This window comes from Paenibacillus sp. UMB4589-SE434, assembly GCF_030226685.1.
GTDB lineage: Bacteria > Bacillota > Bacilli > Paenibacillales > Paenibacillaceae > Paenibacillus_B.
The window spans coordinates 463,910-488,559 of record NZ_JASOYK010000004.1; the positions used below are offsets into that span (position 1 = coordinate 463,910).

Sequence of the window (24,650 nt, forward strand, 5' to 3'; positions counted from 1 at the left end):
TGGAGTAAGTAATCGAACTAGAATCATAGAATAAGCAGCAAGGCGAAAGATTAATATAGTACATATAAAAAAAGGGGAAATGAGTAGTGAGAAAGATATCATGGGTCCTAATCGTGGCACTTTGCCTGGAGATATTGTCACCTGGCATTCTAAGCGTGCAGCAATCGGTCAATGCATTGGAGGGACAGCAGCAGAGTGAACTGCTGACCATTGATAGCGTAGCAGCAAAGTACAAGGTGTCACCGTCTAGCATTATTGAAATGCTGAATGCGGGTTACAGCTTAAAGGATATATCTACAGGGTTGGACAAAAATGAAGACGTATCCAAGCTGTTCGAGACGTTGCAGCAATTGTTCCCGGGTAAAGGGAAGCCGTATGAGCCACCGACAGTCACGGATGTGACCTATGGGTTAGAAGGATTAAATCCATTGCTTGACCTGGATACATTGGCAAACGTAACGGGGAATGTCTATGGTATTTATGACGGTACAGATGTCAAAAACACCGTAACAAGTTCGGTGTATGGACGTTCTAAGAGAAGTCTTACAAGCAGCAGTTACGACGAGTTAGGTTTGAAAAATCAACACGTGAGGTTGGATCAGGCACCGTATAGTGTGAGAACAGGTGTGGAGGATATCTCAACTCAAGACGGATCGCTGAACTTAAAGGTGACCGATATTGGGTTACCGGGACGAAATGGTCTCGCGTTTAATTTGACTCGGTCATATAACAGCAATTCTTCCGAATTTTACGAGAAAAGTTATAAGGAAAAAATAATTTATGAAACCCGTTTTGTTCCACGTGTCAAGGTTGTTGTTTATAAAAAAAATACAACTAATGAAAAAATTTATCATGATACTATAGAACTAGATAATAAACATTTTAGATACTTTACTTTTTATCACCAGATTCCTACTGTTATTTTGGGTGAATTTAGTGGGAGAAAAGATTCAGAAAATCAATATATTAAACAAACATTTCCAGATACTTCTAAAGTATGGTATACATTTGATTTCGATACACATGGGGGACCGTATTTTGCTGAAGTATATCCAAAAGGAACACTAAATGCTGTAGAACCTATTGGTTTTGCAGGATGGGGTAATGATAATGAGAATATGCCCAATCCGATAGATAAGCGCAATACTTTAGGTAAGGGATGGGAATGGAACATCCCGTACTTGCAAATCGATAAATATTCACAATATATCAAAATGCCTGAGGGAGGAGTTTATAAATTAGATCACGGTAATTCTATTGTTGGATACCCGTGGGAAGATACCATTTTCTCGGAGGATGTAAGCAAAGACGTACTTGGTCAGAATTCAGCTTACGTGTTGAAGTATAAGAATGGACGATCCTATTATTTCTCTAAAAATGGTGACTTGATTCAAATTACAGATCGTTATGGAAACTATATTAATTTTAAGTATGAACAAAAATATTCTAACTCCGAATTCATACTGAAAGAGATAAGTGATCCACTAGGCAACAAATTAAAGTTTGATTACAAAGGTACTCAAGTAGTTGTTTCTAATGGAACAGATTCTGTTGTATATACAAGAGCAACAATTCCAGATACAAATTTTAGCTCTCTAGAGTCTGTTAAGGATATTGCGGGTAGAACTACATATTATTCCTACCAATTTGCGGAGTCAAAGTATTCAGTTATTTATAATAGAATTCCTAATGAACGCAATGATTACGCTCTAATCAAGGGTATCCATCACCCCACGGGGGTAAAGACTGTATTTAATTATGACTCTTTTGAACGAAACCTAAGCTCGGGAATAAAACAATTGCAATACCGGGTAACTGAACGAAAAGATGTAATGGAATACAGTAACGAAGTAGTGATTGAAAGCAATACAAACACATTTCGCTATGAATCTGATCCGTATGCTTCCTATCAAAGTGGAGAGCACACTACAATCGTATCTAATGGTGAACTGAATACATCGGTTAAGTATAAAAAGCTATGGAATGATGGAAGTCCGCGATTTTACAACTTGGAAACGATCCAGGACACGGGTACAATACAGCACATTACACAGCAGACCTATGACGAAAATAGTGGCAACCCATACCCGATCCAGATCGTGACCAAGAAGCGGAGCGGAGGCGCTGAAAGTCCAGCCCTGACAGTCACTCGCCAATATGATCGCGATGGCAACATCACGAGCGAGACCAACAGCATGGGGGCCAGCTCCGTCACGACATACGATCCAACCTTTGCCTTACCGCAAACGGTAACGACCAAGTTCGATGCGAACCAGCAGTCCGTGACTCGGTATGTACGGAACGGGCAAGGTTCAGTGATCGAGTCGAAAACATATGCCAATGCCGAAGGCGGCCCGCTGCTGCGTCACACGAACTTTGAGTATGACGGCTTTGGCAATGTGATGAAGGTGATCGCCAATAATAACGGTAAGGCGACGGTATTCCGATATCAGTATGGGCCTGAGTATCAGCATGCGTTCCTCACGCAGCAGGATGTGGAAGTGACCAATGCCGATGGGCAGAAAAGCGTAATAGTGGAGAAAGCGCAGTACGATCCGTTGACTGGACGTGTGCTCGCGTATACGGATGGTCTCAATCAGACCACGTCGTACACCTACGACCGCTTAGGCCGCACAACATCTGTCACGATGCCGAACCAAGCGCAGGCTAGCTATGTGTACAACGACAGCACCAATCATATCATGGCTAAAAATACGTTAGGTGAAGTCCAACAGGTTTGGTTTGATCCACTTGGCCGCAAAGTGAGAGAGACACAAGGCTTGGGTGAAGTGAAGTACGGCTACGACGAGCGCACAAGTCGTTTGTTGTGGCAGGACGATGCCTATGGCAATCGGACGTGGTACAGCTATGACGCCTTTGGTCGCATCAAGCAGACGACTTATGCGGATCAGACGTCATCCATGGTGGAGTATGACGAGGTCGGTTCAACCGTAACAACTATTGATGCGGAACAGAACCGAACACGCTCCACAAGTGATATACTCGGTCGTGAACTGATGATCGAATCCTTGCAGAACAAGCAGAACTATGTGCCGATTCAGAAGAAAGAGTACAACTTGGCGGGAGCTGTTGTAGCCTCTACGGATGGAAATGGGAACCGAACGACATACAAGTACGATACGTTAGGTCAACTGCTAGCCGTTGTGGATGCAGACAACCAGCAGACTAGCTACCAGTACGATATGCTCGGGAACTTGGTGACAACAACCTATGGCAACCAGCAAAGTACCAAGAAAGAGTTCGATGAATTGGGACAAGTCATTAAGAGTATTAATGGTACGGGCCAAATACAGAAGTTCTATTACGATGCCAACAGCAACCCGGTGCGCTCCATTGATCGAAGTGGAATTGCGACGGATAACCGTTTTAACAATATGAATCAACTGGTGCAGACGGTAACAGGGAATGACAATGTGCAATACGCGTATGATTCCGAGGGCAGACGCCTGAGTATGACAGACCATCGCGGCACAACAAGCTATAAATATCAGCCGATATCCGGATTCCTGACGGAGATTCAATACCCGGATGGCGTACGGTTGACGAATAGCTATGATTTGAACAAACAGACAGGTTATGAGCTTCAAGCTCCACAGACAAACGTGAAAGTGGATGCAGGCTACGACAACATGAACCGGTTGAAAACGTTAGGCGTAACGAGCGGCGGTTCCGCTGCCAACACGTTTGGCTACGATTATCTCAGCAACGGGCAGTTAGCGCAGCAAAGCTATGGCACGGCTTTTGTATCGCAGTTGCAGTATACTGATGTGAAGCTGTTCCAATTATCGTATACGAGAAATAACGCTGTGATGAATACGTTCCAGTACGGTTATGATGCCAATAGCAACATTACAAGTCGGAACGAGAATAACGTGGGGTCAAGCTTTACATACACACCGTTGAACCAGATCAAGACGTCTAGTGAATTCGACGAACGTTATTCCTACGATGCACGTTACAATCGATTAACGCTGGAAAGCTCCCGTGAGCTGCCAATTCAAGAAGCGCAGTATGAATATGATGTAAAGAATCGGCTTGTAAAGGCGACAGGTGCTCACAATCCAGTCACGTATTCTTACACAGGGGAGGGCCTGCTGTACGAACGGACGGAGAATCAGTCCAAGACCCGTTATTACTATGATGCAAAGAGCTTATTGTTGGCGGAAGCATCAGTTGGTGCGGACGGCAAGGCCCAGATGAAGTACGTATATATCCATGATTTGAACGGCAAGTTAGTCGGACGTCAGGATGCTGCCAACGGTAAAATGCAATATTACCAACTAAACGGGCATGGTGATGTGGTCGCGTTGGTAGACGAGCAAGGGCAGAAACTGAATGAATATCGCTATGACATTTGGGGCCAGCCGCTCGAAGAGAAGGAGACTGTACCGAATATCTTGAAGTACTCAGGTGAGTACTGGGATAAGACAACGGGACTCCAGTATTTGCGAGCCAGATGGTACGATCCAAGCATGGGGCGGTTTATTAATGAGGATACGTATGAAGGGGATAAAGGCAATCCACTAAGTTTGAATTTGTATACGTATGTGGAGAATAATCCGTTGAAGTTTATTGATCCAAGTGGACATGCTCGAATCAATTCTTATGATGTTATGGAATTGGAACTAGTCCTAAATGAAGCCATGAAATTTCAATCAACGAAGTCAGAAGGTTGGTGGAGATGGAGAGGTTATTTAGGGACAGAGTTTGCGCCAGTATTTAATGAAGCGGACAATAATAGATTTAAGTATCTGTACTCCTTGCTTACGCAGACAAATAGTGGAAAGCATTCCTTAGGAAGAGCAGAATGGGCTAAAGGACAATTACTAGATAGTTACGCTGAGTATAAGCAGGATGAATATAATGAAGTTTTAGCATATGCCATGATTGGAAGTATTGGCGGTTTTGAAAATTCCAAGGGGAAGGGAGTAATTAAAAATGTCTATGATTCAATAAAAAAGGCGCCTAAATATCCTGATGGGTTTCAAGGTGTACAAAATGGAACAAAGAAAGTAAACATTAATAACAAGGATGTCATTGATGAATTGCGAAGTGTAGAATCTGGGCAATGGAAAAAAGTTTATAAAGATGGCTATGATGCAAGTAAGAAAAAAATATCAATCCACTATTTTGAAAGTTCATCAGGCAAAGTATTTGATGTAAAAGTTAAATCGGGGTGGAGTAACAATTGACGGAGGTAAATCAAAAAATGGAATTAAAATTAACTATTTGTGGAAAAAGTCAGATAGAACGAGTTCTTTCAATATTAGAACTAGGAATATTAACTGCTCTTGAAAATGGAGTAGTTAGAATTGATGAAATTGAAGGATATTTGTTCAATCCATATACGGTCGAGTATTTAGAAAACTTAGCTTTGAAGAAAGAAGTAATTGATGTGATTAAGCAGGGTTGTGAATTAGAGGATGTTGAAAGCTTGTTACCATATAAATTAAAATCTACTATTCAAGCACTTAAAGAAGAAACAATCGAAACTCTGAAAAAGCTACCGTCCCCAGAGATCCCTACTGAGAAAATTATAAAATGTAAATGTTAATTATGAATAGACCCTAACATTTGTATGAGGATGGAAGAATCAGAGATGGTATTATACGTCCAGATGAATTACTTAATAAATACAATATAAAACTTATAAGTTGGGACTATACTCAGCCCATTAAAAATAACTTATTTGCAACTGAAACAAAGATGATGAGATATCTTTTTAAGGAAAAAGAATTGTTTATTACAGAGCGTGCTGATGTTAATATTCTATTTTTCTGGAATTTATCTGTTTGGATAATTCCAATAGGTAAGTCATTTTTATTAAGGTAACAGAGTCGAGCCGCATGTGAGATAAATACTGCATGTGGCTTCTTTTTTATTATATTGACATACTAAGTATGTGAATGTATAGTTATAGTTGTTAGACATACTTGGTATGGTGGTGGTTCAGATGATTGGCTTACAGCACATTGTTGAGATTTTTAAAATGGAGTATAAGGAGGTAGCTGAAAAAATAGGTGTTTCCAAACAAACCTTTCAGGATTGGATTAAAGAAAGAAGAAGAATCCCGCAGCAACGATTAGAGCAGCTTTCTAAGCTATTTGGCATTAAGGATACAGAATTGTTTCAGAAAGAGTTGAGCGGATCAGAAAAGATCAGCCTTCAAATTTTATATTTTCAGTCAACAGATGTTTTCGAAGAAGTTGAGGTTCCCTATGAAGATGATGATGGCAAAGAATACATGATTAAAGAAGTACACTCTGAGAAAGGGGGCATTATTGATTATTTATATGAACAATATGATGAAGTGAAGTTACTTGAACAGGTTAAACAGTTTGTTCGTAACGATGATGAAATAAACAGTAATAAGTTCCATATGATGCTTCTTGAGCAATTTCTCACATTGGCCGAAGGTACAGAGTCTCAGAAGAGAACAATTGAGGTTCTCTTACATGCGCTGACCGTTCAACGGTATGATGAGTGGGGCGGAGTATCTCCAGATTATAGCAAGTTATATCACAAAGGATTCTTTAAAAAGCTGAATCACCTATTGGTGGAGTATGGCTTGTTAACTGCTGAGTAGTGAGACGATGCCATTTTGCTACACATTCTTATAACATGTCTAAATTCATCCAAAATCTTAACATATTATTTTACAGAAAGAAGGTTATAGATGTTCGATACAGTTATGTTGAAAGTTTCACCAGTATATATTGAACCCGAGATACTGAATAGTCATAGCCCTAAGTCAGTCACTTACTACAACAAAGAAACGAGAGCAGTACATACTAAATATGAGATATATGATGATAAACTGCCTTATATCAAATACATGGAAGGCAGTCGTACTCTCTTTGTACAAGTTTCTATGCCTAAGCTTCTGTATGGAGATAATGTAACGCTTATTGATGAAGTCGATATTCCACTATTTTTTGATTGCTTACAAAGTAGAATTATGCATTTACTCGATATAGAAATTCCGCATTCCGATTGGACAGTGCTTCGATGTGATATATCGTGGAACTTTCAAGTAGGTAACCAAGTTAGCGAATATGTACGTATGCTAAGCAAACAACAGATGCCATTTAAAAATACAACAACATATAACCAAGACCAGACGGTGGAGTATTGGAATAAGAGCAGCAGAACTATGTTCTATGATAAACAGAAGCAAACAAAGAAGAAGGAAGCCATTGCAGTTGTTGAACGTTCGAAGGGGATATTGCGTCTTGAAGTCAAATCTAGTGTGTATGACATGAAGAAGCATTCCTCAACAAGGAAAGCTGAGGAGCTTCTAAGTAAGAAATTCTTTATGTATATAACAGGTAAAGTACTTGAGCAAATTGAGTATCCAGATGTGGTTAGCGATATCGACTTTACGTGGTTAATGAACAATAGAGCAGACATAGCCAAGATAGAAACGATGCTTGGCTTTCAGATGCTGCAACGTATGTTTGATGAATCGACGCTTCGCAAATTGTATGCTTCATCAACCTATGCCAATCGTAAGAAAACAGCGAAAAAAATGACAATTCCCACTGGAAACTGTCTGAGTGTTCTAGCTATTAATGATTAAATAAGACATCCATATGGATAGTTTCGTTATTTGCCGATAACGATAAAAAGTCCAATATGATGGATGAATTTAAACTAGACCACGTTAATTATACTTGAAAATACTCAGGAATCCTATCCCTGTGATAAAAAAATGCGAGTTTACGATGTACTATCACAGGGGGTATTTTACAAAGCAGCATAGCCATTTTGATAGATAAAAAGGGCTTAACAGACCTATCGGTACATGAAGCTTAAATATCATGTGATAGATTAAATCTCATCTTCAACAATAAGTTCGTGAATTTTTATATTTAAGGCTTCGCATATAGATTCCAGTGTTCGGATATAGACACGATCTACTTTATCTGAACATAAATGATTGATTGTATTAGGGCGTAAGTTCATTAGACGGGCTAACTCACGTTGAGACATCCCTTTCTCATCCAATATTTCTTGCAATCGAATCTTAATTTTCATGTTTCCTCCTGAACAGGCGGTATTATGGAGCTATTATATCATATACCTCTCTCAAAATTATTGATCGTAACTCTTAAAGGTTATATAATAAGCTTATGAATCTTTTAAGAGTTACAGTAATCTCAATTATCGTAACGGAGGGGGAATAGTTGCGTGAATCATCTATTCGAAAAGCTGGAACAGTTGAAGCTAAAAGAAACGATACTTAACGACCAGATGGAAACTTGTACAGCTTATTTAACCGCATTGTTAGATTTTACTGTTCAGGAAGGAACTCGTTATCACCACACCGCGATAGAGAAGATTGCGTTAGCCGTTCATTTTATTGAGATGGATTTACGTACTGAGTATTGTCACCTTAAACTTGCACAAGCTTTGGTATCAAGTGAAATCCATTGTGCTGAAGGGGCGACAGCATGAAGAATGTCATTGGTTATGTCAGAGTCTCAACGAGTGGACAAGCGAAGGACGGCTATAGCTTAGCGTTTCAGCAAGATGAAATCCGTTCCTACTGTCAAGAACATGAATGGAACTTGATCCATATTTACACGGATGAAGGCATTAGTGGAGCAAAGGTTGATGAGGAAGCCCTAGAGGTGGACAGAATTGGCTTTCAGAACATGTTAGAAGCACTATCCACTCAAAGTATAGATGCTGTAATCGTCCTCAATACGAGCCGTTTATGGCGGTCTGACATTGTAAAGGTATTGATACATCGAGAGTTTAAAAAGTACGGTGTTGACATTACAAGTATCGAACAGCCTACATACTCGATTTATAAGAAAGACCCCAACGATTTTTTAATTAATGGTCTTATGGAGTTGCTTGACCAATACCAGCGGCTTGAAGTGGCTTTAAAGCTTGGCAGAGGTCGTAACAAGAAAGCGCAGCAAGGTGGCTATGCAGGAGGAAGAGCAGCCTTTGGTTATAAAGCCCAAAAGGGGAATAAGGTTATCGAAGTACATGATAAGCAAGCACGAGTAGTTAGAAGACTTTTTGACTTGCGAGCACAGAATCCGACTTGGACGCTCTCTGAATTAGCATTGCAACTGAATCAAGAAGGCCATACCACACAACAAGGGAAGTGCTTTACGAAAGTACAAGTCAAACGGATACTTGACCGCAAGGAACTGTATCAAGGTCTGTACCGTTATGGAGCTATTGAAGCTATAGGCCTGCATCAGGCCATTATCTAATGATATAACTACACACAAGAAGAAGGATATAACTAAGGTATCTTTGTGGCGCTGACCACTCGAAATGAGGATGTTAACCTTCTTATTCGTGAGTAGAATTACGAAATCATCAGGGGGAATGAGATGGAGAACTATGCACTGGAAGAAGAAATACGACTCAAGCATGTGTTTATAGGAATCGACTTACATAAGAATCACCATACGGCTGTGTTTTTGAATGGTTTTAAGCGAAAATTAGGATCGTTTAAGTTCGATAATAAGCCAAGCGAGTTCCCTAAGCTTGTTGCTGAGGCAAAGAAATATATTCGAAAAGGGATTTCTCCTGTATATGGATTAGAAGATACAGGTGGTTACGGGAGAGCCTTGGCGGTATATCTTGTAGAACAGAAGCACACTGTTAAGGAAGTAAACCCTGCTCTGCCTAATGGCATTCGTAAAGCCAATCCTATTGTACAGAAGTCAGATGAATGGGATGCGGAATGTGTAGGTCATGTGTTGATTGATAAATTCGAATCATTACCGACTGCGAAGCCTATGGATCAGTATTGGGTAATCGCTCAACTCGTAACAACAAGAACAGCAGCGGCAACGAACTTAACCGTTCTCATTAATCAGCTTCATGCCCAATTAGGCCATCATTACCCCAGTTATCGGAAGTTCTTTGCTGAACTGGATGGGAAGACAGCACTGGCGTTCTTTGAGCAATATCCCTCTCCTCACTTGTTAAAGGGGACAACTGTCCAAGAACTAAGAGAGTTCCTGTTAAAGCCGAGCAATTATGCCTGTTCGATCAAGACAGCGGAGAAGATATTGTCCATGATTAAAGAAGATGGAGATACAACACGGGATTACCAAGCAGAACGGGACTTTATCATACAAAGTCATATTCGTCGTATACGTAACTGTAAGGAAGAAATGCAAGCTATTGAACAGCATCTAAAACTGATCATGCAGGATACAGGATATCAGCTAGACTCGATGTATGGCATCGATATCGTTACAGCAGCAGGGTTTGTTGCGGAGATTGGTAATATTCATCGATTCACGAGTGCTCAGAAGCTGGCACGATTTGCAGGAATAGCCCCTGTCTTTAGAGGTTCAGGTGACAAGGGAAAGTACTACAAATGCAAGCAGGGTAACCGTACACTACACGAGTTATTCTATCGGCTAGCTTGTCGACAAATTGGAACGAAACGTGGGAGCAAGGAACCTAACAATCCTTATTACTATGCGTATTATAAACAGAAGCTTTCAGCAGGAAAGACCAAGACGCAGGCTATTATTTGTGTGATGCGAAAGTTGGTAGATGTCGTATATGCGCTTATGAAACATAAGACGATGTATGTTAAGCCTATTATATTGAATGAGCAGGCAGGATGATATAATTGGAAATAGGTGGGCGGTGATCGTATGGAGTCATCGTCCCTTTTAATAGATATGAACGGTTTATTAACTAGGATACGTAAGAAGGGGATAAAGGGAATCCATTAAGTTTGAATTTGTATACTTATGTAACGAATAATCCATTAAGGTATTTAGATCCAACTGGGCACAAACAGTTTTCTGCGACAGATAGGGAGGCATTGTACAGGTATCAGTCTGTGTTTTCTATCGGACAGAAAGAAAAGAATTTGCTTATGATGCAGTCTTCCCATGATGCAGCGAATTTCCTTAGACTTAAATATGAATCTAGGGTAGATAGGGTAAACTATTTTAAGGACGGCATAGTATACACAGACCTTACAAAAGATATGTATAACGAACTGCTATTTGGAAATGTTAAGGAAATACCATTACTAGATGATCCTTTATTCTATGCTTTTGATGGTACATTTGCACTAGCCTATAAGGGTCTTACTAAATTAGCGGTAAAAACAATGGGTAAAAAAAGTGTGGATAAAACCACCGATTATTTAATTAAATTAGATTTACAGATGTTTGGTAAGAGCATTCAAAAGCTAGACGACAAATTCATAAAAAAAATGGGAATAGATGCACATGATTTGAAGTATGACTTTTTAGGTAAAAATGCGAAGATATCGCAGTACGATTTGTATATAGATAAAGCAACGAAAGAAATTATGATCTTTAAAAAAGGAGGTAAGGGAGAAGGTATTTCGACTGGATACTTTACAGATTGAGGTGAGTTAAATATGGAGAAAACTAATATAAAAGCGGAGTTTATCATTACAGGAGATGCATTTGACCCGAATATAATCACTCGTGAGCTAGCAATACCCCCAACTGGACAGTACAAAAATGGTGATAAAGTTGAGGGACGAAACGTAATTCGTCAAGAATGCTGTTGGTTTCTAACTGTTGACTATGAGGAGTCTTATGACATTAATGACCAATTGCAGAAATTAATAAAGGTGCTAGAAAATAGAGAGAAAAAACTAGTGGATTTACAAAATATCTATAGTTTAAATTTTACTTTTAGTTTCTCAATCAGAATTGAGAATAATGAAACCCCGGCCATAAGCATTGAACGTGAAGTGGTATCATTTGCAAACAAAATAAAAGCAGAGTTTGATTTTGATCTTTATATTTTCTAATATTCTGTGAGATTAATATGAAATGTATAGTTATCTCATTCCGGTATATGGCTTGGTTTTAATGGTGGAACGATAAGTGCGTTAAATGGACGGTGGCTCTCAAGAGTCCTCGTCCATTTTTATAGAAATGAACGGTTTATTAACTAGGATACGTATGAAGGGGACATCAAGAATCCGCTGAGTTTGAATTTGTATTTGTATGTGGCAAATAATCCTCTGATCTATAGTGATCCAACAGGTCATGAGTATGGTAGAGTTTCTGATTTTGTTAGTGATTTCGGGGGAACCATTGTTCATGGAAAGGAAACCATAGGATATAATGTGACCTTTAAATCTGTCAATGGTATTTCGAAAAATGAAACAGTCTATAGTAATACAATGCCACATTATCTTGTGTCAAAAGATACTCAAGTTATTTATAAATCAATATTCAGAAAGTATGCCGATATAAGTATTACTGGAGACACGCAAAGATTTTACTATGATGAAAATAAAATAGTAAATGGAAATATGTATGCCGAGCGTGCTGAATTTTATGAGAAGATGGGTGCTTCATTTAAAGCGGTTAGGTACTCATTTGAAAAGTCAGAATCAGAAGCTAAGGTTGAAAACTTCCTTTCAGGATTTTATGTAAACACTGTTTTAGGTATCACTACGGGTGGGGTGAAAGCGGGTCTCTGGGTGGCAACTACTCTGGCTGCAACAGAACATTCAGGGATAACTGAATTCACACCAAAGACAGAGTCGGGCACATTTAATAGAGAAGTATACTGGCTTTACAATAATAAGGGAGGTGTACGCTCTATGTTTATGATTGATATTGCCCCGTCAGGTAAAATAGAGCACAAGCAATACTTCAAGTAAACATCAAAAACTTCATAGAAAAAGAACTAAATGTCACTACAATTAAATCTAAATTACAAAATGATAAATGAGAGGAGGATAGATTATCTAATTGCGAAAATTAAGATGCTTTCAATGTAATAATCCGCTTCCATTGAAATGGCTAATTTTTAGTGGTCAATGGAAGGCGCATAAATGTAAATGTTCACAGTTGTATGAATGGCCTTGGAAAAGAAAAGTTTATTTTTACACTAGTTTTATTACTGGTATATTTTTGAGTTATTATCTGGATGCTTTCTATGGTGATAAACTAGAAAAATACATTATGGATGAAGTAAACAGTATCGTTGTTACTAGGTTTCTATTGTCCATAATCACAGTAATTTTTATTTTGTTATTTGTATTTTTATCTTATTTTGTTAACCCAAAGGTATATAAATTAAAAGAAGGTACAGATGGCGATAAACAGTTAGAGTGATGAATAAGGCTGTTAATAAATCTTTAAATTAGCCTCCAATAGTAATAATTTTGTTTAACCACAATGCGGCTTGCTATCGTATTGTGGTTTTTTCTTTGGTTGATGCCCCACCCAGTGTCGAATGAATTGGGCGGCATGTCACGAAAGAACCTAACTCTCATCAACCCCTTATGATATTTTTCGAATATACATGTTGGTTCAGTATCCTCCCTCGTTTAACAAGTACTATTTGTGCTCTCATCTGGTTTCATTTGAGAAGCTTAAACCCAAATTACTCGAAAGAATTAATGGGATAATGAACGGTGAACTTGAGCAACGACAAGTCACTGGATATTACCGTAGGGAAATCGAAAAAGAAATGAGTACACGTCCTACTCTTGACTTTGAATGCGCTGCGGCGGTGCAATGGGAAAATGCAATTGCAGTACCATATGCAATACTAGTTGTTGTTGTGAGTAAAGTACCAGTAGCGTAATTTCGTTGGATCAATCTTCCATGATAATTAAATCATGAAGTTGTATATCGAGTGGCGTACAGATAACTTCAAAAGTGCCTAGATGCACTCTATCAACTTCATTTGAACATAATTGGCTAATCGTATTAGGTCTTAGCTCTGTAAGTCTGGCTAGTTCACGCCGTGCATGGTCCTCTCTATAGCTTAGCGTTTCATAGATGAAGGCAGGGGAAAATATCGAGAATGGAAGAAAAGGTTAGCTAGTGGGAGTGAAGAAATAATATTGCTAGAAGTGAAGAATACGAAAAAAAATACTTTACTCCCGTGAGTGCAGAATACTATATGGATGATTTAAACATTAAGGAGAATGAGAGCAGCTTTCCGAATGCTTACTATGTTGAAAAAGATGATGATGGGACTACTATTAGTGGATCGGTCGTAGCTGATGAATTACTTAATAAATACAAAATAAAACTGATAAGTTGGGACTATACTCAGCCCATTAAAAATAACTTATCTGCAACTGAAGAACAAAAAAGATGAGATATCTTTTGAAGGAAAAAGAATTGTTTATAACAGAGCATGCAGATATCAACATTCTATTTTCTGAAATTGATCTGTTTGGATGATTCCAATCAATAATAGGTAATTCAATTTAATTAATGTAACAGAGTCGAGTCGCATGCGAGATACTTGCTCCATGTGGCTTCCTATTTATGTTGGCATACTAAGTATGTGTATGAGCAATCCTTATTACTATGCGTATTATAAGCAGAAACTTTCAGCAGGAAAGACCAAGTCGCAGGCTATTATTTGTGCGATGCGGAAATTGGTAGATGTCGTATATGCACTTATGAAACGTAAGACGATGTATGTAAAGCCTATTATATTGAATGAGCAGGTAGGAAGATGTAATTCGGAATAAATGGGTGATGGTCGTATACAGTCCTCGTCCCTTTTAATAGATATGAACGGTTTATTAACTAGGATACGTATGAAGGGGATAAAGGTAATCCACTTAGTTTGAATTTGTATACGTATGTAGAGAATAACCCGTTGAAGTTTATCGATCCGAGTGGACATGCTCGAATTAATTCTTATGATGTTATGGTATTGGAACTAGTCCTAAATGAAGCCATGAAATTTCAATCAACGAAGTCGGAAGGTTGGTGGAGATGGAGAGGTTATTTAGGGACAGAGTTTGCGCCAGTATTTAATGAAGCGGACAATAATAGATTTAAGTATCTGTACTCCTTGCTTACGCAGACAAATAGTGGAAATCATTCATCAGGAAGAGCAGAATGGGCTAAAGGACAATTACTAGATAGTTACGCTGAGTATAAGCAAGATGAATATAATGAAGTTTTAGCATATGCTATTGTAGGAAGTATTGGAGGTATTGCTAATTCTAAGGGAACGGGTAATACTTCTACTCTACGCTCTCAAGAAAAGCCATATGTGAATCATACAACTGTACAGAAAACGATAACGTTTAGAAGTTTGAAAACCACTGGTACACCTAATTCCTCAGTGGATCTTTATGATGAAAACAGCAAACTGATACAAAGAAAATATTATGACAAAAATGGGCGGGCAAAAGAAGACATTGATTATGAACACTCAAATGGGGATAATAGCCACGCATTCCTACATAGACATACTTGGAATTGGAGTAGTGGTACTCCAGAAAGAAGCGGTCACTAATACAACATCTATTATTTATGCTTGGAGGTAAGAGGAAAATTGCTTAGTATACACGACAATAAAATTGTATCCTATGAAGTTGATTTCCAAAAGTCTAGAATTACATTAAACACAACAGATGGTAAAAGAGATTCAGTGATCACCAAAATCGAGTTTAATGATGCACTGGCTCATGTGTTCGAAACACAGCTACGGGGAAGTATTATTCTTGACATTAGTACATTAGATGTAAGCCTATTTTTTAAACATAACAAGGAACTGTTGGAGAAAGAGAAGGATTACGCATGGCCGATGTATTATGAAAAAATAGAGGATCTGTTTGAATATTTACAAAATGAAAAGTATAACTATTATGTGATTTCAGCTTCATATGGTCTTAATGGGTGGGTAATTGCTAAAGAATATAAAGTTTATAATTAAAATAGTGATATCTGACTTGGACTTGGGGGCGACAGATGCGAATGATTATGCACAGAGGGCTAATAGCTTTTATAATAACAGAAGTCATTATCGAGTTAAAACAGATTCAGATGGTACTATTAGAGTGTTTGACCCGGTAACTAATACATTCGGGTCATATAACGCTAATGGGTCTACGAGAACATTTTATAAACCGACTGGTGGACTAGCTTACTGGAATAGGCAACCTGGTAATTAAAAGGGGGATTTATGAAGAATATTTGTGTAGTGTGCAATTATCAAGAACTGTATGAAGCACCTTATGACGATAGAGGTGTACCATCTGACGAGATATGTCCTTGCTGTGGATTTCAATACGGTTTTGATGATGATTGTTGTTGCAATAATGAGGATTCCTATCGAAAGTGGAGAGATAACTGGATAACAAATGGGTTTAAATGGTTCTCAGAAGGTAGAAAATCTCCTGTAAATTGGAATCCTTCTGCACAATTAAGCAAGAAAATATAGACAACAATCTAAGGCCTTAGGGATGTGAACTGTGACCCGTAAGATGGTCACAGTTCAAGCTTTCGGCTTAGGGTCTTTTTTCAATGTCTACAAAATGGGGCACTGACCAATAGAACATTTTCTCCTAAAAATTAAGCTTCTGGCACAGATTAACTGAATCTAATAGTTTGATTGGGAGGACTGGATCGAATGAAAAACCTATTTTTCTACAGAAAGGGGAGGCAACATGTATAAATGAAATAGGTGTATTTTGTTTTTAGCTATGTTATCTGTCATATTCTTGATACCGGATATGTCATCTGCTCATTATAATGAGGGAAATACAAAAACCTATAAGTATGATGCTAATAATAAACTGACACATATTATTCCATCTTCTGGTTATATGACAGTTTACAGCTATGATAGTAATGGCAAAGGAACTCTATAAAATCAGCAATAGCTGAAAGTGATAATCAATTTTTAAAGGACGTAAACGGGGACGGTAAGGCTGACTCAGTCATGTATTACTCGAATGATGGTAGTTGGTATGTATCACTTTCAAGTGGCTTGGGATTTCAATCTTATACGAAGTGGCTTACGGGGCATGGTGTAGGCTCATCTACGCAATTTCTTGAGGATGTTAATGGTGATGGTATGTCAGATGCGATAGTGTTTTTCTCAGACCAAGGCTCATGGTATGTTTCGCTTTCGAATGGCGTATCATTTGGAGCCTATCGGAAATGGGCGGAGGGGCATGGGAAGGATACACATAGTCAATTTATTGCTGATGTCAACGGAGACGATAAAGCGGACTCGATCGCATTTGATATATCATTAGGTAGTTGGGATGTTGCTCTTTCAGATGGACATGCTTTTAGGCAGCCGATACGCTGGTGCGACGGTCACGGTGTAGGTTCTAACAATCAATTTATCGCTGATGTCAATGGAGACGGGCGGGCCGATGCGATTGTGTACTTTGAAGGTAATGGTTCATGGTATATCTCACGATCAGAGGGTAACTCATTTGGAGGATACCCAAAGTGGCTTGAAGGCCATGGTGTAGGTTCGCAAACTCAATTTATTGCTGATGTCAATGGAGACAGTATGTCGGATGCGATTGTATATTTTGAAGGAAACGGTACTTGGAATGCGTCCTTATCCAATGGCATCTATTTTACTAGTTATTCAAAATGGGTAGATGGTCATGGTGTTATGTCAGCTAAACAGCTGCTTGGCGATGTAAATGGAAAGCTGGATGCTGGTGTTTATTTTCCGATGAAGGGCTCATGGTATTTAGCTTTATCGGAAGGATCGCATTTTAAGGCCTATAGCAGATGGACGGGGATTCCATAAGAAGAGAAAAGGGAGTTATAAATTGCTATAATTGCGAGTGTAAGCTCCTGCACAAGTAACGGAAAGAGAGTGGCAAACTGGCAGCCAAAGTGGCGTGTGAACTCAGGATTATAGTTAGCAAAGAGAACGAGAACTGAAAAAAGGCGTTGCACTATATGCTTCCTGGGACTACCAAACCCAAATAGAGGACTATGAAATAATTGGGAGTATAAGTAGCAAAGGCAATTGCTATGACAATACTTCTATTAATTCGTAGAAATGAAAGTATTTTTAGTAGGGGGATTTATAATGACAATAATTAAAAGATCACTGTACGCAACTCTTCTTCTGTGCTTCATGTTTTCAGGGACTGTATATGGAGAAATGAAAACTTCTTTAACATCCAAGAGCCCAGATAGCTTGTATGATAATAAGTACGGTATAGAATCATTTGAGAGTGGAAGTTATTTGCATACAAACTATAGTGCAGGGGCAGGGTTAATAACTAATAATCCAAATCAAATCATTAATGGTAACTATTCTGCATTTCTAGAAGCTGATCCACAACAGGAATGGAAAGATTTAATGTATACAGATTCAAACAAGATACACTTTGAACGAAATACAACTTATGCAGTCACATTTTCATATAAATCAATAACACAGCCAGCTGAAGGCAATAACGGGTACTTTTATTTTACAGCTCGAGGAGTAGGAGCAGATTATAGAAGTGATAAAGGATGGACAGAGTGGAACGAGAAAGCTGGAAAAAAAGGAACCAAAACCATTGTATTTAAGACTGGAGATGAGGCGAATTATTTCTTAATATGGGGGATACATAATGGAGGAGCATTGTCAGTGGACGATATTATCATCCAAAAAAGAAGTGAATCATTTGAGCAAGGGAGTTATACCAGTACCAAATTTCTAGCGGGAGCGGGCTCAATAACTACTGACCCAGACCAAATCATAAGCGGAAAAAATTCTGCATTTCTGAAAGCAGATTCCACAGTTGAATGGAAAGACATGATGTATACAGATTCGAATAAGGTCCAATTTGAAAAAAATACAACTTATACGGTCACATTTTCATATAAATCCATAACACAGCCAGTTGAAGATAATAACGGGTACTTTTATTTTACAGCTCGAGGGGTTGGAGCAGATTATAGAAGTGACAAAGGATGGACAGAGTGGAACGAGAAAACCGGAAAAAAAGGAACCAAAACCATTGAATTTAAGACGGGAGATGAGGCAAATTATTTCTTAATATGGGGGATACATAATGGTGGGGCATTGTCAGTCGACGATGTTATCATCAAAAAGAATGAATATCAGTATGATTCGAACAATAGACTTAAATCGGTTTCGTTTCCTTATAGATCGGAGATTACATATATTTATGATGCAAATGGTAATATCGTGCGTAGAGAAGTGAAGTAACTGTACAAAACTGCAAAAGGCCGTCTTGAATGCTTCATTCATGATCGGCCTTAATATTATCTAATGTTTTTCTCTTAAATACTACGCAATGATTATCCTCTTCCGTTCATTTCAAAGTCTACGTACTCAGCAGTTGTATTTGCAGTGAACATTTCGTTGTTAATTTCTGATTCTGACAAGTCTCTACCCCAGATTTTGAGCTGATATAAATTACCCTTGAACCGGTAATTCCTGTCTTGGATCCAGCCAGATATTACGGCACTATCGGATACTTTTGGAGCTGCCGCCTCCCCATACTTTGTAAGGCTCTGCTTCTTTCCGTTAATGTACAATTCACTATCGTACACATTGTCATTAGAAAAAATAGCTGTTACATGGACCCATTTGTTCTGCAGAGGTTCACTAGTAGTTCCATATACATCGCCTTTGCCAGTATTGAAGCCGAATAAGTGGCCCTGTATAAACAAAGTATAGGTGGAATCCCAGCTATAGGGCATTTGAGATGAAGTTCCATCCCATTTCATCCAGAACTGTACGGTTGTTTTACCAGTTGGTTCTTTATTTACAGGAAGATTGTCCAGCATGTATCTACTGTTCATTTTAAAGGAATGCGATGCGCTAGGGGCATCAAATATATCCCATTGACCTAATAGATAGCCTTGCTGAATTGGTGTGTTTAGCTCCTGCATATAAGTTAATATATCGCCTTTTGAGAGTTCTGTACTCCAAATTTTTAGCCCAGCGAGATTCCCTCCGTAACGATACGCATCATTCCGTTCCCATCCACCAACAAGAGCTTCTTGCGACACGGATATCTTAGCATGTGTCCCGTAAGACTGCAGTTTTTGCTCATTGCCGTTAATAAATAATCTACTTTTTTTAACATCTCCATTGCTAAATACTGCGGTAACTAGTACCCACTTGTTTTCAATATTACTAACTGGGACACCATATAGATCTCCATTGGAAGTATTAAATCCTAAAACACCGCTATTCAACCAGATGTTATATCCAGAGTTCCAAGTAAATGGCATGACATCATCAACACCGTTCCATTTCATCCAAAACTGAACGGTTGTCATGGCCCCTTCTTGTTGACTAACCGTGGGCACCGAGATGGGAAGCTTGAGATCATGACGAAAAGTTTTATATAGTTGTGGTGAAGGAGAATAGCCAGAGCGATCCTCATTCACTTTGATCACCTTGAGAAGATTGCCATTGGCATCGTATTTGTATTGATAAATTGGGCCGGCGTAGACTATGGAATTACATATTAGAAATAGTGCTAGGATAAATAGTATTGTGCTCTTTCCCTGGAAGCTTGATATAAATCTCTTCAAAATTTATTCCTCCTGAATTCATGTAATAGTTAGATAATATTACCTGTTACAACGTATCAGCATACTATATATTAGAATAGAGCACTATGTAAAAAATAGGGGGATCTATGAGAAATATAAAAATAGTAATGGTATTTGTCTTGAGTATTATGTTCTTAGTTGCTGATCATACAGCCTATGCCACAGTATCTGCTAATACTTTGCATAATACATTTGAGAAAGATGTCAATGACAGCTTAGGGATGGTAGTTGAGCAACAAAGTGAGGTTGGAGGATATTTGACAGGCATATTGCCTGAGGGTTCTACAGTTCCAAGTCCGGATATGGGGGTCTATGCGAAGAATGGACAGTATTTTTACAGGATAGCAGGTACAGATAATAGCTCGATTAAAGATAGTTTTATATATTATAAGTTATATGATGGGCTGAATCTTAAGGTAGACCAGGGAATGGTTCTTAGTTATTGGATTTATCATCACGGAGGGCAGCAAAGTAAAAAAATCGCGATTGACCTCATATTTGACGATAACACGACATTACGTGATTCAGGTGTAACAGACCAGACTGGGAGTAGAGTTCATCCTGCATTTCGAAATATGTCTTTAAATGAGTGGCATTTTGTGCAAATAAAGCTGGATATGTTCAGCGGCAAGAAGATAAAAAAGGTGTTAGTTGGCTATGATGACCTCACAAATGATGAAGTAGGCTCCTTCCGAGCCTATTTAGATGATATTTATATTGGACCATCACAAGCGCTAGATGCCAAGATTTTGACTAGTCAGTTGCCTGATGTTCTATACGCTGGTGAAGATTATATGGCTAATATCACTGTTAAAAACGTGGGCTCTCAAGAATGGTCGGAGTCAATGAGCGTTCGCTTAGGTGCTGTAGACGATGGAGATTCTTTCGCGCTAGGGAGACATGTGATTCCTGCAGGACACAAGATTAAGTATGGTGATACATATACCTTTACATTCCCAATGAAGGCACCAGATAAGCCGGGTGTATATATGACGGATTGGCGTATGGTTCAAGATGGAGTGAGTTGGTTTGGTGATACGGTAGCTAAGCAGGTCAGAGTGAAGGAGAGGGAAGCTTTAAATGCCGAGATAACGGCGTATAGATTACCTGATATTCTATATGCAGGGGAAGAATATACGGCAAGCATTACGGTGAAAAATACGGGCACTCACGAGTGGTCAGAGTCGACGAGTGTGCGCTTAGGTGCTGTAGACGATGGAGATCCATTTGCGTTAGGTAGACATTTTATTCCTATAGGACAAAAGATCAAGTATGGGGATACATATACCTTTACATTTCCAATGAAAGCACCGGATAAACCGGGTGTATATACGACGGACTGGCGTATGGTGCAAGATGGAGTAACTTGGTTCGGGAATACGGTGACCAAGCAAGTTAGGGTAAGAGAGAAAGTAAATGAAAACAAAGACAAATTAAGCACGTATTATTATGATCCCAATAACCAATTGGCGTATATAATATCGGCTAATCAGAAGAAAGAGTATGTATATGATGAATTAGGTCGGCTGCGCTCTACATCTACCAGTCGTAACCTCATTCCTAATCACAGCTTTGAGCGGTCAGAATTATGGCAATTATCCCCTCATATGAGTTATGATTCGTTAAAGTCGACTGACGGCAGTAAGTCAATTAAGTTTGCAGCAGAAAATGAAGTCGTCAGTACTACATCAGATTCCGTGCTTATCCCAGTACTCTCTTCGCAAAAGTACGTCCTGAGTGCAAGCCTTTTTAACAGTTTAACGAAAGGCAGCTTTTACGTTGATATGTTAGAACTGGATGAAAGCAATAATGTAGTTCTGGATCATGCAGGCTATTATTCGGGGGAACAGCATAAGTGGAATCATGGCACGGTAGCATTCGTGACAAATAGTAAAACCGTTCATGTGCTCGTACGAGTGGTTGCAGATAGCGGGGCAACTGGGACAGCATATGCGGACAATATCAAATTAGAACGAGCGAAAAACTAGCTGATTCAGCTAGTTTTTCTGCATTTGTATAGTGAAGGAGACGTTGTAACCACCCGTGATGTGATGAAACTAGCAAGCGCATATCATAAAAAGGAGTAAATCGCGTTCTTCATCTATCATACTATCCATGTTACTTACTCTCATAAATATTTTACCAGTGTTACGCATAAACAGTGCAAAGCGACGACGCTGCAAATCGTTCGCAAGAGGTGGATAGTATGCATTTATTTACTTTCTGCAATGGTGAAGCTGCACGGATTTGTTGGCTGTAACAAATTTTATGAATGCGCTTTCCATGACGCGAATATGTATCGATATCTCACGATTTAGCGTATTTGGGCGTTAATAGTGTCCATATATGATGAACCAGACTTGTGTTGAATGCTGCTCTAGTATAAGGAACATCAGCTTTATCGCATTGTAAAAATAGATCTCGTAACAATCTTTAAAATAATATTAATCATTTATAAATATTTTCCATCATTTTACTACCCGTGCACTAGAGTAGGTGGTACAATGTTGAGGAAAATATAACCTTCACACAAAGTACAAATTTGAGAGGGGAAATAATGTGGTAAAAAAGAAGTGGACGTCCTTAATGCTGATTGTGGTACTTATTGGGAGCTTGTTATCCGCGTGCAGTAGTTCAAATTCAACTACGAACCCACCTAAGGAACAACCTAAGCCATCCGACACCAAGACCGAACCAGTAAAGGAAAATACGGCGCAGACACCGAAAGACGGAGGCGCCATTACGCTAGGCACCTTCACAGACATCGTGACAGCGAATCCGCTATTTGCCAGCGACACTTCTTCAGGCGATGCCATTAACTTGATTTTTGCTAATTTGTACGATGTTGATCGTAAAGCCAATGTTGTAGCAGAGCCTTGGTCGCTAGCGGCAGAACTGCCGCAGATCAGTGAGGACTCCAAGACTTATACGATTAAATTAAAGCCGGAAGCCAAATGGAGCGACGGCCAACCGGTTACGGCCGACGATCTTATCTTTTCCATTAATACTACCCGCAACCCGGATGTTGGCTCACCAGGTATTAGCTCCTTCGATAAGGTAGACACTGTGACCAAAGTGGATGCCAATACGGTTCAAATCAAGCTGAAGCAAGTATATGCCCCATTCCTCTACTCCCTTAGACTCAGTCTTATCCCTAACCACATCTTAAAAGATGTCCCTGCAAAAGAACTCAAAAAGCACCCATTTGGTGCAGACCCAGCGAAGACGGTAACCAACGGACCCTGGAAATGGACCGAATGGAAACAGAAACAGTACTTAAGCTTTGATATCGATCCAAGCTATTGGGGGGCTAAGAAGCCTCATATCGCTAAGGTCGTGTACAAAATATACGCCGATCAAAATACGGAAGTACAGGCGCTGATTAAAGGTGACATTGATAGCGTCTCGGCTATTCCGGTTACACAGCTTGCCGCTGTTCAGAGCAAAGAAAATCTGAATGTCGTGCTTGCCCCAGGGCCACTGTATGAATACCTCGGCTTTAACTTTAAGGGCGAGAACTTCCCGGGCAACGTAAGCTTGTTTACGGGGGAGAAGACTAGACAGGCAATCGCCTATGCGCTTAACCGCCAAGGTATGGTTGACAACATTTTGAAAGGAACCGGCAAGCTGATGAATTCGCCGTTCTTGCCAGGCTCGTGGGCTGATCCTGGAGAGGCTGCCGTCAATTATAGCTATGATGGGGCACAAGCGAAGAAGCTGCTGGAAGAGGACGGCTGGAAAGTCGGTGCCGATGGTGTTTTAACGAAGGATGGCAATCGCTTCTCCTTTGAGCTGCAGTACAATACAGGCAACAACCGCCGCGAACAAGTGGCTGCTGTTATTCAACAGAACTTAAAAGATGTAGGCATCGAGGTCAAGCCAAGAGGAATCGACTTTTCGGCATGGCAGGAACAGAACATTAATCCAGGGAAATATCAAGCTATTTTAGCTGCTTGGTCTTTGACAGATCCTGATCCGAACTCGGAAAGTATTTTCTCTTCAAAATATTTCCCGCCAGGACAAAATGCAGGCTGGTATAAAAATGATAAGCTGGATCAATTGTGGGTGAAAGGGTACTCTGTCGTTGATCAGAATGAGCGCAAGAAAGTGTATCAGGAAATTGGAAAAGAAATTTCTACTAATCTTCCTTATGTATTCCTATATCAATACGGAACACCGCAAGGCTTAGGTCCTAAAGTCAAATATGCAGAAGAAGATAAACCAGAACCTTCACTTGCATACGGTTATATGTTCCGCATTATCAACTGGTGGGTTGAATAAGGTCAACAACCATTAGACAACACCGGACGAGGGGAG

General features: G+C 39.3%; 22 protein-coding genes. 19 read left to right on the forward strand and 3 right to left on the reverse strand.

The annotated features are described in order from the left end of the window. The first annotated feature begins 86 nt into the window (after positions 1 to 86). From QP775_RS17340 to QP775_RS17355, 4 genes are all read left to right on the forward strand, one after another. A complete protein-coding gene (locus QP775_RS17340) occupies positions 87 to 5,213 on the forward strand; it encodes an RHS repeat domain-containing protein (RefSeq protein ID WP_285107879.1) in 5,127 nt (1,708 codons plus the stop codon). A 17-nt stretch (positions 5,214 to 5,230) separates the two neighbouring features. Then, positions 5,231 to 5,575: a DUF3969 family protein gene (locus tag QP775_RS17345; RefSeq protein ID WP_285107881.1), complete on the forward strand. Its 345-nt coding sequence runs from the start codon at positions 5,231 to 5,233 to the stop codon at positions 5,573 to 5,575. A 399-nt stretch (positions 5,576 to 5,974) separates the two neighbouring features. Further along, positions 5,975 to 6,607, forward strand: coding sequence for a helix-turn-helix domain-containing protein (locus tag QP775_RS17350; RefSeq protein ID WP_285107883.1), 633 nt, complete (start codon positions 5,975 to 5,977; stop codon positions 6,605 to 6,607). Positions 6,608 to 6,697: 90 nt separating this feature from the next. Then, positions 6,698 to 7,600, forward strand: a complete 903-nt coding sequence (locus tag QP775_RS17355; protein WP_285107885.1) for a hypothetical protein — start codon at positions 6,698 to 6,700, stop codon at positions 7,598 to 7,600. A gap of 251 nt (positions 7,601 to 7,851) precedes the next feature. On the opposite strand, the gene QP775_RS17360 is transcribed toward QP775_RS17355, so the two are convergent. Beyond that, positions 7,852 to 8,058, reverse strand: coding sequence for a helix-turn-helix domain-containing protein (locus QP775_RS17360; protein ID WP_285107887.1), 207 nt, complete (start codon positions 8,056 to 8,058; stop codon positions 7,852 to 7,854). 153 nt (positions 8,059 to 8,211) lie between these two features. Between QP775_RS17360 and QP775_RS17365 the strand changes: the two genes are divergently transcribed. The 7 genes from QP775_RS17365 to QP775_RS17395 all read left to right on the forward strand — a co-directional run bounded on the left by QP775_RS17365 (position 8,212) and on the right by QP775_RS17395 (position 13,130). Continuing rightward, on the forward strand, positions 8,212 to 8,478 hold the full coding sequence (locus QP775_RS17365) for a hypothetical protein (protein WP_285107889.1): 267 nt from the start codon (positions 8,212 to 8,214) through the stop codon (positions 8,476 to 8,478). Then, positions 8,475 to 9,254, forward strand: a complete 780-nt coding sequence (locus tag QP775_RS17370) for a recombinase family protein (protein WP_285107891.1) — start codon at positions 8,475 to 8,477, stop codon at positions 9,252 to 9,254. Before QP775_RS17365 ends, QP775_RS17370 begins: the two co-directional genes overlap by 4 nt. 123 nt (positions 9,255 to 9,377) lie before the next feature. Further along, positions 9,378 to 10,634, forward strand: a complete 1,257-nt coding sequence (locus tag QP775_RS17375) for an IS110 family RNA-guided transposase (RefSeq protein WP_285107893.1) — start codon at positions 9,378 to 9,380, stop codon at positions 10,632 to 10,634. Between the two features lie 554 nt (positions 10,635 to 11,188). After that, on the forward strand, positions 11,189 to 11,395 hold the full coding sequence (locus QP775_RS25885; RefSeq protein WP_483312027.1) for a polymorphic toxin type 33 domain-containing protein: 207 nt from the start codon (positions 11,189 to 11,191) through the stop codon (positions 11,393 to 11,395). Positions 11,396 to 11,407: 12 nt separating this feature from the next. Then, the gene (locus tag QP775_RS17385; RefSeq protein WP_285107897.1) at positions 11,408 to 11,809 is read left to right on the forward strand and encodes a DUF4279 domain-containing protein; all 402 of its coding nucleotides are present in this window, start codon (positions 11,408 to 11,410) and stop codon (positions 11,807 to 11,809) included. Between the two features lie 183 nt (positions 11,810 to 11,992). Next, positions 11,993 to 12,673 (forward strand): RHS repeat-associated core domain-containing protein, encoded by a 681-nt coding sequence (locus QP775_RS17390; RefSeq protein WP_285107899.1) that lies wholly within the window; start codon positions 11,993 to 11,995, stop codon positions 12,671 to 12,673. A gap of 190 nt (positions 12,674 to 12,863) precedes the next feature. Next, positions 12,864 to 13,130, forward strand: a complete 267-nt coding sequence (locus QP775_RS17395) for a hypothetical protein (RefSeq protein ID WP_285107901.1) — start codon at positions 12,864 to 12,866, stop codon at positions 13,128 to 13,130. A gap of 485 nt (positions 13,131 to 13,615) precedes the next feature. On the opposite strand, the gene QP775_RS17400 is transcribed toward QP775_RS17395, so the two are convergent. Beyond that, the gene (locus QP775_RS17400; protein ID WP_350338983.1) at positions 13,616 to 13,822 is read right to left on the reverse strand and encodes a helix-turn-helix domain-containing protein; all 207 of its coding nucleotides are present in this window, start codon (positions 13,820 to 13,822) and stop codon (positions 13,616 to 13,618) included. 104 nt (positions 13,823 to 13,926) lie between these two features. Between QP775_RS17400 and QP775_RS17405 the strand changes: the two genes are divergently transcribed. The 6 genes from QP775_RS17405 to QP775_RS17430 all read left to right on the forward strand — a co-directional run bounded on the left by QP775_RS17405 (position 13,927) and on the right by QP775_RS17430 (position 18,972). After that, positions 13,927 to 14,127: a hypothetical protein gene (locus QP775_RS17405; RefSeq protein WP_285107903.1), complete on the forward strand. Its 201-nt coding sequence runs from the start codon at positions 13,927 to 13,929 to the stop codon at positions 14,125 to 14,127. 157 nt (positions 14,128 to 14,284) lie between these two features. After that, positions 14,285 to 14,509 (forward strand): hypothetical protein, encoded by a 225-nt coding sequence (locus QP775_RS17410; RefSeq protein WP_285107905.1) that lies wholly within the window; start codon positions 14,285 to 14,287, stop codon positions 14,507 to 14,509. Positions 14,510 to 14,607: 98 nt separating this feature from the next. After that, positions 14,608 to 15,288 carry an RHS repeat-associated core domain-containing protein gene (locus QP775_RS17415; RefSeq protein WP_285107907.1) on the forward strand — a complete coding sequence of 227 codons (681 nt, stop codon included), beginning with the start codon at positions 14,608 to 14,610 and terminating at the stop codon, positions 15,286 to 15,288. Between the two features lie 39 nt (positions 15,289 to 15,327). After that, positions 15,328 to 15,708 carry a hypothetical protein gene (locus QP775_RS17420; protein WP_285107909.1) on the forward strand — a complete coding sequence of 127 codons (381 nt, stop codon included), beginning with the start codon at positions 15,328 to 15,330 and terminating at the stop codon, positions 15,706 to 15,708. Positions 15,709 to 16,653: 945 nt separating this feature from the next. Then, a complete protein-coding gene (locus tag QP775_RS17425; protein WP_350338984.1) occupies positions 16,654 to 17,550 on the forward strand; it encodes an FG-GAP repeat domain-containing protein in 897 nt (298 codons plus the stop codon). 258 nt (positions 17,551 to 17,808) lie between these two features. Then, entirely contained in the window at positions 17,809 to 18,972 is a 1,164-nt protein-coding gene (locus tag QP775_RS17430) for a hypothetical protein (RefSeq protein ID WP_285107913.1), read from the forward strand. A 92-nt stretch (positions 18,973 to 19,064) separates the two neighbouring features. Here the strand turns inward: QP775_RS17430 and QP775_RS17435 are convergent, their stop codons facing one another. After that, positions 19,065 to 20,312: a LamG domain-containing protein gene (locus tag QP775_RS17435; RefSeq protein ID WP_285107915.1), complete on the reverse strand. Its 1,248-nt coding sequence runs from the start codon at positions 20,310 to 20,312 to the stop codon at positions 19,065 to 19,067. 107 nt (positions 20,313 to 20,419) lie between these two features. Between QP775_RS17435 and QP775_RS17440 the strand changes: the two genes are divergently transcribed. Both QP775_RS17440 and QP775_RS17445 read left to right on the forward strand, forming a co-directional pair. Further along, positions 20,420 to 22,321, forward strand: a complete 1,902-nt coding sequence (locus QP775_RS17440) for an NBR1-Ig-like domain-containing protein (RefSeq protein ID WP_285107917.1) — start codon at positions 20,420 to 20,422, stop codon at positions 22,319 to 22,321. Positions 22,322 to 22,919: 598 nt separating this feature from the next. Beyond that, positions 22,920 to 24,614, forward strand: a complete 1,695-nt coding sequence (locus tag QP775_RS17445) for an ABC transporter substrate-binding protein (RefSeq protein ID WP_285107986.1) — start codon at positions 22,920 to 22,922, stop codon at positions 24,612 to 24,614. The last annotated feature ends 36 nt before the right edge of the window (positions 24,615 to 24,650 follow it).

Bases quoted from the DNA above. Each gene is read 5' to 3' on its own strand.
- QP775_RS17355 (WP_285107885.1), top strand. From the start codon at position 6,698: ATGTTCGATACAGTTATGTTGAAAGTTTCACCAGTATATATTGAACCC.
- QP775_RS17410 (WP_285107905.1), top strand. From the start codon at position 14,285: ATGTGGCTTCCTATTTATGTTGGCATACTAAGTATGTGTATGAGCAAT.
- QP775_RS17375 (WP_285107893.1), top strand. From the start codon at position 9,378: ATGGAGAACTATGCACTGGAAGAAGAAATACGACTCAAGCATGTGTTT.
- QP775_RS17405 (WP_285107903.1), top strand. From the start codon at position 13,927: ATGGATGATTTAAACATTAAGGAGAATGAGAGCAGCTTTCCGAATGCT.
- QP775_RS17445 (WP_285107986.1), top strand. From the start codon at position 22,920: ATGCTGATTGTGGTACTTATTGGGAGCTTGTTATCCGCGTGCAGTAGT.
- QP775_RS25885 (WP_483312027.1), top strand. From the start codon at position 11,189: ATGTTTGGTAAGAGCATTCAAAAGCTAGACGACAAATTCATAAAAAAA.
- QP775_RS17345 (WP_285107881.1), top strand. From the start codon at position 5,231: ATGGAATTAAAATTAACTATTTGTGGAAAAAGTCAGATAGAACGAGTT.
- QP775_RS17385 (WP_285107897.1), top strand. From the start codon at position 11,408: ATGGAGAAAACTAATATAAAAGCGGAGTTTATCATTACAGGAGATGCA.
- QP775_RS17430 (WP_285107913.1), top strand. From the start codon at position 17,809: ATGAAAGTATTTTTAGTAGGGGGATTTATAATGACAATAATTAAAAGA.
- QP775_RS17440 (WP_285107917.1), top strand. From the start codon at position 20,420: ATGAGAAATATAAAAATAGTAATGGTATTTGTCTTGAGTATTATGTTC.
- QP775_RS17370 (WP_285107891.1), top strand. From the start codon at position 8,475: ATGAAGAATGTCATTGGTTATGTCAGAGTCTCAACGAGTGGACAAGCG.
- QP775_RS17350 (WP_285107883.1), top strand. From the start codon at position 5,975: ATGATTGGCTTACAGCACATTGTTGAGATTTTTAAAATGGAGTATAAG.
- QP775_RS17360 (WP_285107887.1), bottom strand. From the start codon at position 8,058: ATGAAAATTAAGATTCGATTGCAAGAAATATTGGATGAGAAAGGGATG.